The sequence below is a fragment of the Janthinobacterium lividum genome, assembly GCF_034424625.1.
Lineage (GTDB): Bacteria > Pseudomonadota > Gammaproteobacteria > Burkholderiales > Burkholderiaceae_D > Janthinobacterium > Janthinobacterium lividum.
On sequence record NZ_CP139976.1, the window covers coordinates 1,590,548 to 1,602,540 of the forward strand.

At 62.8% G+C, this 11,993-nt stretch carries 14 protein-coding genes; 4 read left to right on the top strand and 10 right to left on the bottom strand.

What is annotated here, in order from left to right; genetic code table 11:
- The first annotated feature begins 181 nt into the window (after positions 1 to 181).
- Entirely contained in the window at positions 182 to 1,309 is a 1,128-nt protein-coding gene (locus tag U0004_RS07115) for a M24 family metallopeptidase (protein ID WP_115057425.1), read from the top strand.
- Between the two features lie 41 nt (positions 1,310 to 1,350).
- On the opposite strand, the gene U0004_RS07120 is transcribed toward U0004_RS07115, so the two are convergent.
- Complete coding sequence (locus tag U0004_RS07120; RefSeq protein ID WP_070257285.1) at positions 1,351 to 1,830, bottom strand: hypothetical protein; 480 nt, start codon at positions 1,828 to 1,830, stop codon at positions 1,351 to 1,353.
- A 221-nt stretch (positions 1,831 to 2,051) separates the two neighbouring features.
- Here U0004_RS07120 and U0004_RS07125 point away from each other — a divergent pair, with 221 nt between their 5' ends.
- The gene (locus U0004_RS07125) at positions 2,052 to 2,339 is read left to right on the top strand and encodes a hypothetical protein (protein ID WP_139144170.1); all 288 of its coding nucleotides are present in this window, start codon (positions 2,052 to 2,054) and stop codon (positions 2,337 to 2,339) included.
- Positions 2,340 to 2,368: 29 nt separating this feature from the next.
- Here the strand turns inward: U0004_RS07125 and U0004_RS07130 are convergent, their stop codons facing one another.
- From U0004_RS07130 to U0004_RS07150, 5 genes are all read right to left on the bottom strand, one after another.
- Complete coding sequence (locus U0004_RS07130; protein ID WP_070257290.1) at positions 2,369 to 2,794, bottom strand: VanZ family protein; 426 nt, start codon at positions 2,792 to 2,794, stop codon at positions 2,369 to 2,371.
- Positions 2,795 to 3,354: 560 nt separating this feature from the next.
- The gene (locus U0004_RS07135) at positions 3,355 to 4,119 is read right to left on the bottom strand and encodes an SDR family NAD(P)-dependent oxidoreductase (RefSeq protein WP_070257292.1); all 765 of its coding nucleotides are present in this window, start codon (positions 4,117 to 4,119) and stop codon (positions 3,355 to 3,357) included.
- An 84-nt stretch (positions 4,120 to 4,203) separates the two neighbouring features.
- On the bottom strand, positions 4,204 to 4,725 hold the full coding sequence (locus U0004_RS07140; RefSeq protein WP_070257294.1) for a TPM domain-containing protein: 522 nt from the start codon (positions 4,723 to 4,725) through the stop codon (positions 4,204 to 4,206).
- A complete protein-coding gene (locus U0004_RS07145; protein WP_115057426.1) occupies positions 4,725 to 5,561 on the bottom strand; it encodes a TPM domain-containing protein in 837 nt (278 codons plus the stop codon). The genes U0004_RS07140 and U0004_RS07145 overlap by 1 nt, the downstream gene beginning before the upstream one ends.
- 1 nt (position 5,562) lies before the next feature.
- A complete protein-coding gene (locus tag U0004_RS07150; protein WP_034759964.1) occupies positions 5,563 to 6,177 on the bottom strand; it encodes a LemA family protein in 615 nt (204 codons plus the stop codon).
- Between the two features lie 167 nt (positions 6,178 to 6,344).
- Between U0004_RS07150 and pyrF the strand changes: the two genes are divergently transcribed.
- The gene (gene pyrF, locus U0004_RS07155; protein ID WP_034781724.1) at positions 6,345 to 7,169 is read left to right on the top strand and encodes an orotidine-5'-phosphate decarboxylase; all 825 of its coding nucleotides are present in this window, start codon (positions 6,345 to 6,347) and stop codon (positions 7,167 to 7,169) included.
- Positions 7,170 to 7,313: 144 nt separating this feature from the next.
- Here the strand turns inward: pyrF and sbcB are convergent, their stop codons facing one another.
- Entirely contained in the window at positions 7,314 to 8,762 is a 1,449-nt protein-coding gene (gene sbcB, locus U0004_RS07160; protein ID WP_070257474.1) for an exodeoxyribonuclease I, read from the bottom strand.
- Positions 8,763 to 8,908: 146 nt separating this feature from the next.
- On the opposite strand from sbcB, the gene U0004_RS07165 reads away from it, so the two are divergent.
- Entirely contained in the window at positions 8,909 to 9,517 is a 609-nt protein-coding gene (locus U0004_RS07165; protein ID WP_231958444.1) for a DUF5610 domain-containing protein, read from the top strand.
- 1 nt (position 9,518) lies between these two features.
- On the opposite strand, the gene U0004_RS07170 is transcribed toward U0004_RS07165, so the two are convergent.
- The 3 genes from U0004_RS07170 to U0004_RS07180 all read right to left on the bottom strand — a co-directional run bounded on the left by U0004_RS07170 (position 9,519) and on the right by U0004_RS07180 (position 11,976).
- On the bottom strand, positions 9,519 to 10,484 hold the full coding sequence (locus U0004_RS07170) for a GGDEF domain-containing protein (protein ID WP_070257586.1): 966 nt from the start codon (positions 10,482 to 10,484) through the stop codon (positions 9,519 to 9,521).
- A gap of 259 nt (positions 10,485 to 10,743) precedes the next feature.
- Positions 10,744 to 11,121: an HPF/RaiA family ribosome-associated protein gene (locus U0004_RS07175; protein WP_034781728.1), complete on the bottom strand. Its 378-nt coding sequence runs from the start codon at positions 11,119 to 11,121 to the stop codon at positions 10,744 to 10,746.
- Positions 11,122 to 11,310: 189 nt separating this feature from the next.
- Entirely contained in the window at positions 11,311 to 11,976 is a 666-nt protein-coding gene (locus tag U0004_RS07180; RefSeq protein ID WP_070257475.1) for a DUF1345 domain-containing protein, read from the bottom strand.
- Between the last annotated feature and the right edge of the window lie 17 nt (positions 11,977 to 11,993).

Consider the following 11,993-nt stretch of genomic DNA (forward strand, 5'->3'; position numbering starts at 1 on the left):
TAGCGGGAAGTCATAGACTGCAAGCCTGAGACGAGGCCAGGCACTGAACTTTTTATGCGCGCGCCGGTCTTAAGTTTCCATGTAGGAAGGGAGCAGCTATGCATGCACAACAGGATTCCCGGCTGGTGCCAGGCAGGGCAGGCGGGGTGGCGCCGTGCCGCATTCCGCACGCGGGGCGGTCATGAACTGGCCGCTGGAGCTGGAAGTGGCGCACAAGCTGGCGCAGGTGCGGGGCTGGCTGGAAGACCAGCGTGCCGGTGCCGTGCGCCTGCGCGGCGTGGACTGGTTTGCTTGGGCCACGGCGGGCGCATCGAACAGCCATTGCCATACGACCGAGTGCGGCTGTGCGGAGGTGCTGGTGACGCGCGATGCCGCCTACATCCTGACGGACGAAGCCGAAGCCATGCGCATGCGCGAGGAAGAAGTGCGCGGGCCATGGACGTGGCAGGTGTCGCCCTGGATGCAGCCGCAGCTGTATGAATTGCGCGAGCATTTCGTGCAGCATGTGGCCGGCGGCGCGCCTGTCCTGTCCGACCGGCCCGGCTTGCACGAACGCAGCCTGCCTGTGGCCCTGCGCGAAGAGCGGCTGGTGCTGCTGGAATCGGAGCAGTTACGCTACCGGCAGGTGGGGCTGCTGGCAGCTGGTGCGGCCGCGGATGCGCTGCGCCAGGCCCGCCCCGACTGGAGCGAGCTGGAACTGGCTGCCGCGTGTGCGCGCGCGCTGTGGCTGCGCGGCTTGCAAGCCGTGTACGTGCTGGCCAGCGGTGGAGAGCGCCAGCACCGTTATCGGCACGCGCCGCCAGCCCAGGCGGTGCTGGGCAAGCAAGCCGTGCTGGCCTTGTGCGCGCGGCGTTTCGGACTGTGCGCCAGTCTCAGCCGTCAACGGCGCTTCGGCCCGGCGCAGCATCGGGCCGACGGCGCGGCGGTGGTCATGGACGATGCCGATGCGGCCATGCTGGCGCTGGAAGCGGTGGCGCTCGACGCTTGCGAAACGGGCCATGCGCTGAGCATGGTGTATCACGCGCTCGACAGCGCCTACGCCTATGCCGGCCAGCCCGACACGGTGCGCACCAGCCGGCAGGGCGGTATCCATGGCTACCTGGCGCCCGAAGTGGCGGCCGGCGCGCACACGGAAATCATCCTCAAGCGGGGCATGGCGCTGGCCTTTCACCCCAGCCTGCCCGGCAGCACGGTGGAAGACACGTTTTTGCTCGACGGCAGCCATTTGCACAATCTGACGCACGACCCGGCCTGGCCTTCGGCCGTGGTGCAGGGGCGCAGCCGGCCGTTGACCCTGGCGCTGGCTTGATGCGGTCAGTTGCGACCAGCATCGGCCAGTGCCGGTACATATCAATAGCGCTGCATCACGCCTTTTTGCACGCTGACCCGCTCGCCGATCTGGAAGGCGGGCTGGGTATTTTGCACAAAGGTGCGCGTCGTGCCGTCGTCCAGGCGCAAGGTGACGCGATACAGCATATTGCCCGCCGCCCCCGAGGTGCTGCCGGCCGTGCCCGACGTGCCCGCTTGCATGTCGGCACTGCCTTGGTCCATGCTGCGCGGCACGGTTTCTATCGACTGCACCGTGGCCGAGCTGATGTTCAGGGTGGACTGGTTCGCGTCATTGCGCATGTCGCTGCTCATGGCGTTGCCGGTATCGGTGGCCGTGCTGCTGGTGGCGCTGGCCGTACTGCTTTGCGGTGTCGTGCCGGCCGGTGCGGCATAGGTTTCGCCGCTATTGCTGCGTGCCAGGCTAGTTTTGTCCGTGGACTGGCAGGCCGCCAGCAAGGCGCATGTCAGGCCGGTCAGCAGCAGGGTTGTTTTCGATCTCATCTTGGTCTCCTCATGGTCGCATACTCAGGATCGGCACCCGCGGTGATTGCGGATAGCCGCGATTGCTGCATGTAAGAGCATGGCGGAGCAGGGATGTTCGGCGCCCGTCATTGTCGATTGAGCTAGATCAAGCGTCCAATTGCCGTGCTTGGTATAAAAGATGCTGGCAATTACCACTTCGTGCGGCTGCACGCTTCCTCACTGTTGAATCGGGAGAAAAAATGTCATCTGGCCCTACCGCAAAACTGATCGATGAGTTGGTGCTGGCCGTCGGCGGCACCGCGCGCGATGCCCGCGCACGCCATGTCCTGGCCCAGGCCTTGCATGGCCTGGTGCGGCTGGCGCGCTCGGAACAGTTGCTGGACATGCAGCGCGATGCGGCACGCGCCATGGGGGCTGGCAGCCGGCGCGAGGCGCGCGCCCTGATGCGCCGCCTGGGCACGCGCAGTGCGCGCGGCCAGGGACAGTTGCGGCTGGAATTGCAAGATAGCGAAACGGACCGCGCCTGACGGGCGCGAGTCATCTCCCCGTTCCCCGTTCAGGCTTCAGGCCGCGGCACGCCCTTGCCAAGGGCAGCGGCGACCATTTTCGGCCAGAGGAAATACAGCGGCAGGCAGACCGCCACGGCGGCCGTGATATCGACCACCCAGTCGCTGACGGCGCCACGGCGGTAGGGCAGGAAACTCTGGATGAATTCGTCCAGCGCGCCCATGGCCGCCACCATCAGCACCGACAGCAGCGCCCGGCGCGCCATGCCGCCGCCCGTGCCGCTGAACAGGATCAGGGCCAGCACGCCATAGCCGACGGAATGCAGCACGCCGCCCGATGCATACTGGCCCACATCCGCGCGCACGCCAGGAATGTCGCCGATCAGGATCACCAGCACATACAGCAGCAGCGCGGTGCGGTAGCGCAGGCGTTCGTAGCGGTCGGCAAAACAGAGTTCGAGCAATGGTGCAGGCATGATGCGTCAGGACAGGTGGAAAGGCCGTCACAATATCATGGGCAAGGCGGGCCGCCATGTTTTTGCGCAAGAGCTTGCCGTGCAGGCAAAAAAAGGCCCGCGGGGAGGCGGGCCAAAAACCCAAATGAAATGGGTCAAGAGTTGAGAGTTGCTCGGTACTCACCATGTCGCGCGCCTTGCCGGCGCCCGCCACGGTCATGAAAGGGGAGTGGTGTGCCATCGCGGCACACCTGTCTGTAGTCAGGCATATCGGTTGCCTGTACAGCAGATGAAGCAAGTATAGGGGGCGAAGATGACGGGCTGATGACACGCCGCAACATTTTTTTGCGGCGAGCAGAAGGACAGTGAAGAACGTCTGTCATGGCAAGAATGTCCATGTTTCAGCAGTGATAGCAAAAAAAAAGCCCGCTGGTGAAAGCGGGCTTAAAACTATTTTCTTGGAGGAGAATAGTGGAGACAGGTGCATTATGCTGCGTCGCACGATATGTGTCTAATGGTCTTTTCAGATAACCATTATCGTTTTTTGATATAACTGCCTGTCGTTCTGCCTGTCGCTGCCTTCATTCCTTCACGGCCACCGTGTAGTTGAGCGCCATGCGCCCGCCATCGACATAGATGGTCTGGCCCGTCATGTAGGTGGCGTCGTCGCTGGCCAGGAAGGCGGCGATGCCAGCCACTTCTTCCGGTTCGCCGCAGCGGCCCAGCGGCGTGCGCGACAGGATCGTGTGGCGCGCCTCGGGGCTCGACAGCACCGCCTGCTTGGCCAGTTCCGTCAGGATGGTGCCCGGCCCGATGCCGTTCACGCGCACGCCATGCGAGGCCAGGTTCAAGGCCATGACCTTGGTCAACTGGTTGATGGCGCCTTTCGACACCACGTACGGTACCTGGTTCGGGATCGCCAGTTCCGCATTCACGCTGGACATGTTGATGATGCAGCCAGTATTGCGCTTGACCATTTCGCGCGCCACGGCCTGGCCGCACAGGAACATCGATTTCAGGTTGATGCGCATGACCCGGTCGAAATCGTCTTCGCAGACGTCGAGGAAATCGGCCGCGTGCGTGACGCCCGCATTGTTGACGAGGATATCGATGTGGCCGAACTGGGCCAGGGTTTCCTTCAGCAAGGCATCGACGTCCGCCTTCTGGCTGACGTCGGCGCAAAAGAAGCGCGCCTGCGGGCCGAGGGCGGCGGCCGCCTGCGCGCCTTCTTCCTTGATGTCGACCAGCATCACCTGCGCCCCTTCGGCGATCAGGCGGGTGGCGCAAGCCAGGCCGATGCCTTGCGTGGCGCCCGTGACGATGGCGGTTTTATTGACTAGTTTCATGTGTGCTCCTCGGCGGTAATAGGGGCCGCTGCCCGGGCCACCGGCCCGCGCGGCAATGGGCAGATTTTAATCCCTGGGCGGGAATCAGAGGAGGATGGGTTCGTTTGGCAACTGGTTGCCGCGCGTGCCATCGGCAGGGAAGTGGCTTTGCAACAAGGTATTCAACTGCTGCAAGGCATCCAGCGTGCTGTCGTGGTAATTGCCGTCCTTGAAGCCTTTGGTCATGGTGCGGCACACGGCTTGCCATTGTTCCGGCGTGACGCGCCGGCCCACGTTGCGGTCGGCGACGATATCGACCTGGTGCTCGGCCAGGTTGATATAGATCAGTACGCCGACGTTGTCTTCCGTATCCCACACGCCATACTGGGCAAACAGTTCGCGCGCCCGCTCGCGGTTGCTCACGCCCTGGTACGCCATGCCCGGCGTCAGGGCCGCTTCGACGATCAGGCGCACTTCCGCCTGGTGCATCGCTTCACCGTTGGCAATCGCTGTCTCGATGGCTTTCAGGGTGCGTTCCGGAAAGGCCTGGCGTGCCGTCGCCGGCGTGCCCCGCAAATGTTTCAAGGCCCGTCCGCAGCGCTGTCCGAATGTCAGTTGTTTCGTCATTACCAATCTCCCGAGGCGCCGCCGCCGTCAAAACCGCCGCCGCCGCCACCGAAACCACCGCCGCCACCGCCACCGCCAAAACCACCACCGCCGCCGAAGCCTCCGCCGCCGCCGCGGTTGTTCAGCGCCTGGCTCAAAATGCTGCCCAGCACGACGCCGGTGGCGCCGCTGGACCAGTTGCTGCCGCGCTGCAGCCGCGTGGGGCCGCCGCGCGAGCGGAACAGGGTCAGCACGACGAGGAAGCCGAAGAACAGCAGCGGCAGCCAGAAGGTCATGCCGCCCGCTTCCACGGTCGCCGGCGCTTTCTGCTGTGCCGGGGCGGGGAATTGCTCCTGGTTCAGCAGGGTGGCAATCGAGCCCACGCCGGCCACCAGGCCGCCGTAATAATCATTCTGTTTGAAATGCGGCGCGATCACGTCTTGCAGGATGCGTTTCGATTGCGCATCCGTCAGCACGCCCTGCACGCCGCGGCCCGCTTCGATGCGCAGGCGGCGCAGCGACGACGGGTTGTCCTTCGCCACCATCAGCAGCACGCCGTCATCGACACCCTTGCGGCCCAGCTTCCAGGCATCCGTCACGCGGATGCTGTATTGCTCGATCGCTTCCGGTTCCGTGCTCTTGACCAGCAGCACGGCGATCTGGCTGCCCGTCTTGGCTTCGTAATCGGCCAGCACGCCTTCCAGCGCCGCTTTCTGTTTGGCGTCCAGCATGCCGGCGTTGTCCGTCACGCGCGCGGCCAGCGGCGGCACGGGCTGCAAGCCCTGTGCGCCGGCCGGCGGCATCGTCCACAGCAGCAGTGCCGTCGCCAGCGCCGCCAGATAAGACCAGGCTTTCATCTTATTTGCCGAAGTTGACGGTCGGTGCGGTCGAGATGGCTTTTTCATTTTCCACCGTGAACGATGGCTTGACCTTGTAGCCGAAGACCATGGCCGTCAGGTTGTTCGGGAAGCTGCGCGCATGCACGTTGTAATCCTGCACGGCAACGATGTAACGCTGGCGCGCCACGGTGATGCGGTTTTCCGTGCCTTCCAGCTGCGACTGCAAGTCGCGGAAGCTGGTGTCGGCCTTCAAGTCCGGGTATTTCTCGGACACCACCATCAGGCGCGACAGGGCCGACGACAGCTGGCCCTGCACCTGCTGGAATTTCTCGAACGCGGCCGGGTCGTTCAGCACTTCGGGCGTGATCTGGAAACTGGTGGCGGCGGCGCGCGCCTTGGTCACCGCTTCCAGGGTTTCGCGCTCGTGCGTCGCATAGCCCTTGACGGTGTTGACCAGGTTGGGGATCAGGTCGGCGCGGCGCTGGTACTGGTTGACCACTTCGCCCCAGGCTGCCTTGGTGGCTTCATCCTTGCTCTGGAAGTCGTTGTAGCCGCAGCCCGTCAGGATGCCGGCCAGGACGGTGACGCTCAGCGCCAGGCGCAGCCATTTGGTGAATTGATTGGTGATTTGCATGATGGGTTCCGTGCAGAGTAAGGGAGGTGAGGCAAATATACCTGAAACGGCCCGCAATGTCGGTTTAATAAGCGCCGGCCGCCGCGTCTGGCCGCGTTGCCACGCCGTGGCAACCCCGCGCCGCGTTACAATACGGGGTTTGCAACTGAATATAGAGAAGGTGTGCCGTGAATTTCATCAATAAATTATCCGCCGCGTGGACGGCCAATAATTCCCTGCTGTGCGTGGGCCTGGACCCCGACCTGGCGAAACTGCCGGCCGAACTGCGCGATCTGCCTGATGGAATCACCACCTTTTGCACGCGCATCATCGATGCCACGGCCGACCTGGCCTGCGCCTTCAAGCCGCAGATCGCGTATTTTGGCGCGCTGGGCGCGGAAAAGCAGCTGGAAGACATCTGCCGCTACGTGCGCGAAAACTATCCGCACATCCCGCTGATCCTCGACGCGAAACGGGGCGACATCGGCGCGACGGCCACGCAGTACGCGCGCGAAGCGTTCGAGCGCTACGGCGCCGACGCCGTCACCGTGAACCCGTACATGGGCGAGGATTCGCTCGATCCCTACCTGGCGTGGCAAGACCGCGGCGTGATCATCCTGTGCCGCACCTCGAACCCGGGCGGCTCGGACCTGCAATTCCTCGACACGGATGGCGTGCCCTTGTACCAGCGCGTGGCGCGCCTGGTGGCCGATAAATGGAACAAGAATGGCCAGTGCGCACTCGTCGTCGGCGCCACTTTCCCTGAAGAACTGGCGCAGGTGCGCGCCATCGTCGGCGACATGCCGCTGCTGGTGCCCGGCATCGGCGCCCAGGGCGGCGACATTGCCGCCACGGTCGGCGCGGGCCAGACGGCGAACGGCATGGGCATGATGATCAGCTCCTCGCGCGCCATCATCTATGCCACGCCGCAGGCTGGCGAAGACTACGCCGACGCGGCACGCCGCGTGGCCATTGAAACGCGCGATGCGATCAATGCGCATCGTTCGGTCTAAGAACGATATACAGTCAGCTACACAGCGCCTGACAAAACCGTAGCGAGCGGAAGGGAGAGGTGGCCGAGAAGCGCAACCGTACTGGAGTACGGTGAGCATCGCAGGCCACCTATACCGACGCGCAGTAGGTTTGGTTAGGTGCCACTAATCGCGCATGGGCGCCACCATCTCCACGTAATCGTACAACTCACCCAGAATTTCCTCACCACGCTCATCCACGGATTCCGACAGCACGTCGATTTCCGTAAACAGCATTTCGATGGTGCGGGCGCCGCCGTCGCCGTCGAACAGGCGGGCAGCGCGGTGCTGCTCCCAGCGCAGGCTTTCCGCTTCGCTCAGGGTTTGCGGGAAATTGCGGGCGCGGTAGCGGAACAGCAGTTCCTGCAGGCGCTCGTCGGCAAACGAAGGGCGGGCCGTGGCCAGCTTGGCCGGCGTGTCGCGGCGCAGGGATTCGAGCAGGCGGCGGTCGTCGTTGCTGACGAAACCATTGTACAAATCTTCATCCACGTCCAGCGCGACATTCGCGCCCGGGCGCTGGAACACTTCGGCCCAGACGGCATCCATGTTCGGCGCCGTGGCGGCCAGCTGCGCGTTGACCTTCGCCGCGTCCAGATCGATGCCCCATTGCGCGGCCATGGCCGGCGACAGGGTCTTTAAATTGCCAACCAGCATGGGCGACTTGTTCAAGTGCACGCTTTTCACGGGCAGGCGCGTCATGCCTTCCGGCATGGCCTCCTTGCGCGTGAACAAACGCGTGCGGATGGTATCCGCGTCCAGGGCGAACAGTTCGCGCGGATCGTAGGCGCAATCCCAGACGAGGATTTCGTTTTTATTGCTCGGATGCGTGGCCAGCGGCCAGACGACGCCCAGGCAGCCCCGTTCGGCGGGGAACATGCCGGAAACGTGCAGGAAAGGCTGGCGCTCGCTGGCGGCCAGGTGCATGCCCATTTCGCTGGCGACCCTGTCCTTCTTGTGCAGGGCCAGGCAGAATTCGAACAGTTTCGGCTGTTTTTCCTTGATCAGGCGTGCCAGGGCGATGGTGGCGCGCACGTCGGACAGCGCATCGTGCGCCGCTTCGTGGGCCAGGCCATTGGCCTTGCTCAAGTGTTCCAGCCTGAAACTGGTCTGGCCATCGTCGCGCTTCGGCCATTCGATGCCTTCCGGGCGCAGCGCGTGCGTCATGCGCACGACGTCGAGGATGTCCCAGCGGCCGCAATGGTTTTTCCATTCGCGCGCATACGGATCGATCAGGTTGCGCCAGAACAGGAAACGCGTGACTTCATCGTCGAAACGGATGGTGTTGTAGCCCACGCCGATGGTGCCCGGTTCCGAAAAGGCCGCTTCGACGGTGGCGGCGAACTGGTGTTCGGGTACGCCCAGCTGCAGACATTGCTGCGGCGTGATGCCCGTGATCAGGCACGATTGCGGGTCGGGCAGGAAATCATTGGCAGGCTGGCAATACAGCATGATCGGTTCGCCGATCTCGTTGAGGTCTGCATCCGTGCGGATGGCGGCGAACTGGGCCGGGCGGTCGCGGCGCGGCTGGGCGCCAAAGGTTTCGTAGTCGTGCCAAAGAAAGGTCTGGTTAGTCATTGATGGTCGTTACTTGATGGGTTATCCGGGCCCGTGAAAGGGCCGCTGCTACAGTTTTCTGAAAACCTGCCGATACTACACGAGAGGATGGTCATCATCGCGTTTCCTGCATGGTGGCATACATTGCCCGTTCAAGGAGGTCTATCGTGTCAATTCCCATCGCCGCAAGCGGCAATTCCAACCCTTCCGTGACTTCCGTCAGTACGGGCGTTGCCGGCAAGGACGATAAAGTCCAGCACGGCGTCAACACTGAAATGAGCGTGAATGACCGTACCAAGCTGCAATTGAACGCGTCCATCATGCAGGCGTCGCTGAGCGTGTCGATCGGCGCGGAAAACGAGCCGCTGGCGCTGCTGTACAAGACGGCCATCACCAACATCAATGAAGCGCTGAGGGGCCAGTACGGCGAAGACGCGATCCAGAACGCGGCTTCGCAGGATAACAGTGCCGAAGCGACGGCGAACCGCATTGTATCGCTGTCGACGGGGTTTTTTGACGCCTTCAAGAAGCAGAATCCCGGCCTGGATGACGATACGGCCCTGAGCAAGTTCATGGACACCATCAGCGGCGGCATGGAAAAAGGCTTCAAGGAAGCGCGCGACATCCTGGGCGGCTTGAAAGTGCTGAATGGCGATATCGCCGGCAATATCGACAAGACGTATGAACTGGTGCAGAAAGGCTATGCGGACTTCATCGCCGCGCACAGCAGCAAGAAGGATGAGGCCGCCAAGCCGGCCGACAGCAAGGCTGCCTGAACTACAGCATGACCCGGTTGCGCCCGCCCGCCTTCGCGCGATATAGCGCCGCGTCGGCCGCGGCGATCAGCGCATGGTCGTCCTGTTCGGCCGCCAGGCTGGCTACGCCGAAGGAACCCGTGATGTGCGGCAACGCGCTGCGCATGTCGGCGAAGATGACGGCGAGCTGCATGCGCTCGCACAGGCGCTCGGCGACCCGCAGGGCCACGTGTTCGTTGGTATCGGGCAAGATCACCATCATTTCCTCGCCTCCGTAGCGCACGGCAAAATCCGTGGGTCGCAGGGCCGCGCCCAGCACTTGCGCGGCGATGCGCAGTGCCTGGTCGCCAGCCTGGTGGCCATGCGTGTCGTTGAAGCGCTTGAAATGGTCGAGGTCGATCATCACCAGTGACAGCGGAGAGCCGCTGGCGTGGGCCGTGACGATCATGTTCGGCAGTAAATCCGTCAGCCAGGCGCGGTTGTACAAGCCCGTCAGGCTGTCGACCATCGACAGCTGGCGGTAGAATTCGCCCAGTTTCTGCCGGCGGCGCAGCAGGGCATTGGCGGCGCGGATGCGGAAGGACAGCAGCCGCAGCAGGTTGCGCGCCAGGCCGTTCGACTGTTCGATCAATTCCCAGACGATGGCCGCGTCGATCACCAGCAAATCGGTTTCTTCCAGGGCGGAAATGGCGGCCAGGTTGCTCGCTTCATCGAGCACCGATTGTTCGCCCACGCTTTCTCCGGGCAAGACCTTGCTGACGGTGCCGTCATCCATGCCCGTGTGGGTGTCGGCGGCCACGGCCAGCGAGCCGCGCAGGACGATGTACAGGCTGGCGCCTTGCGTGTCGGCAATGGCTTCGCCCGCTTCGAGGCGCATGACGGGGCAGGGCGCCAGCATGGCAGCCGTCTGGCTATCCGCCCCATCGCGAAATAGCTGTAAATCGCCGATGTTGCAGCCTGAAGCGCCGAAGTTGCCGATCTGTTCCACAATCACACTTTCAAAAAGCCGGCGCGCGAGCAGGGTGCCGGTATCTTCATGATAGCGTAAAGCAGCCTTGGCTGTAACGGCAAAGGCTTGCTTGAGGTCACTTACTGTGAGAAATACGACAATTATTTCATTGCCGCGTTAATACGTTGGAACACTTGCTGTTTTAGTATGGATGTTGCCGCGCGTGAACTGCGGGGCAGATGTGCAAAGGCAGCCTTGAACGGCTGCCTCAGTCTCTGGAAATCCTGCGGGTGGGGAGTTACTCGGCGGTTTCTTCCGCTTCGGCCGTATCGATCACGGCATTCTTGCCGGTGGCGTGGCGCTTGCTGTCTTGCAGGCGGCCCAGGGCGCTATCGATGGCGCGTTTCAGTTTATCGGTGGCGCCGGCAACGGATTGATGCACGGTGGCGTTCTGTTCGGTCACGGCAATCGGTTGATAGCCAGCAACGCGTGCTTCCATGACGCAGCGGATATCGTCGGCGCCGCCTTTCGGGCCATTCGTGTCGCTGATGTGGACTTCGATGCGGGTCAGGTTGTCGCGGAAGCGGTTCAGTGCGCTTTCAAGTACGGATTGCACATGTTCGTTCAGTCCAGCGGTGTTGGCGATGGTGCTGTCGGTATGAATATTGATTTGCATATGCTTACTCCTGTCAATTCAAAAAAAACCCATCTCAGGCGTGATGCGGCCTGGTTGCTGCCTCATGCACATGACCTCGTGCATGGAACTTATCTTACTCCTCTTTCCAGTATTTCAAGAGGGTGCGCACGATTAAGATGGGCTTAACCCTTCAGCCAGGTCAAGTTTCCACTACGAAATTATTTACCCTCAGCCATTAATGAGACCAGCCGCGATATTGATCGACAGCCCCAGCACGACCAGGTTGAAGAAAAAGCTCAGCACGGATTGTCCCAGCACGATCTGCCGCATCATGCGCGTCTGCACGGAAACGTCCGACGTTTGCACGGCGACGGCGATGGTGAAGGCGAAATACAGGAAATCCCAGTAATCGGGGTCTTGCTCGTCGTCGGGAAACTTCAGGGGGCGCAGCGCGGGGTCGGCCTGGTAATACAGGTGGGCGTAATGAAAGCAGAACAGGGTGCCGACGAGGAACCAGGAACCGACCAGGGTGAGGATCGTCAGGCCGTAGTGCAGCGCGCGCTCGTCCGGCGCCATGTCTTTCATCGAGGACAGCTGCGAGACGATGGCCACCAGGCTCATCACGGATGCGACGGACAGGGCCGACAGGACGGTTGCCGCCCGCTCGTCCTGGCGCGCCGCCATGGCTTTGACCTTGTGATGGTTGGCGCGCATCATCATCCAGGCCATCGTCGCCAGGTAGAACCAGACGGCCACGTTCCACGCCGTCAGCAAACGCGTCATCTCTTGCCAGGATGCGGGCAGCAGCAGGCCGGCCGCGACGCCGATGGCCGTGGCCATGCTCAGGTGGGGGCGGCTGCGGATGAAGCTGTGGAACGGAAGCGTGATTTTCATGGTGCGGGTTCGTCAGT

Excerpts from the sequence above, each read along its gene's own strand:
- U0004_RS07175 (WP_034781728.1), bottom strand. The coding sequence starts at position 11,121 with ATGCAAATCAATATTCATACCGACAGCACCATCGCCAACACCGCTGGA.
- U0004_RS07150 (WP_034759964.1), bottom strand. The coding sequence starts at position 6,177 with ATGCAAATCACCAATCAATTCACCAAATGGCTGCGCCTGGCGCTGAGC.
- sbcB (WP_070257474.1), bottom strand. The coding sequence starts at position 8,762 with ATGACTAACCAGACCTTTCTTTGGCACGACTACGAAACCTTTGGCGCC.
- U0004_RS07145 (WP_115057426.1), bottom strand. The coding sequence starts at position 5,561 with ATGAAAGCCTGGTCTTATCTGGCGGCGCTGGCGACGGCACTGCTGCTG.
- U0004_RS07140 (WP_070257294.1), bottom strand. The coding sequence starts at position 4,725 with ATGACGAAACAACTGACATTCGGACAGCGCTGCGGACGGGCCTTGAAA.
- U0004_RS07180 (WP_070257475.1), bottom strand. The coding sequence starts at position 11,976 with ATGAAAATCACGCTTCCGTTCCACAGCTTCATCCGCAGCCGCCCCCAC.
- U0004_RS07125 (WP_139144170.1), top strand. The coding sequence starts at position 2,052 with ATGTCATCTGGCCCTACCGCAAAACTGATCGATGAGTTGGTGCTGGCC.
- U0004_RS07135 (WP_070257292.1), bottom strand. The coding sequence starts at position 4,119 with ATGAAACTAGTCAATAAAACCGCCATCGTCACGGGCGCCACGCAAGGC.
- U0004_RS07120 (WP_070257285.1), bottom strand. The coding sequence starts at position 1,830 with ATGAGATCGAAAACAACCCTGCTGCTGACCGGCCTGACATGCGCCTTG.
- U0004_RS07130 (WP_070257290.1), bottom strand. The coding sequence starts at position 2,794 with ATGCCTGCACCATTGCTCGAACTCTGTTTTGCCGACCGCTACGAACGC.
- U0004_RS07115 (WP_115057425.1), top strand. The coding sequence starts at position 182 with ATGAACTGGCCGCTGGAGCTGGAAGTGGCGCACAAGCTGGCGCAGGTG.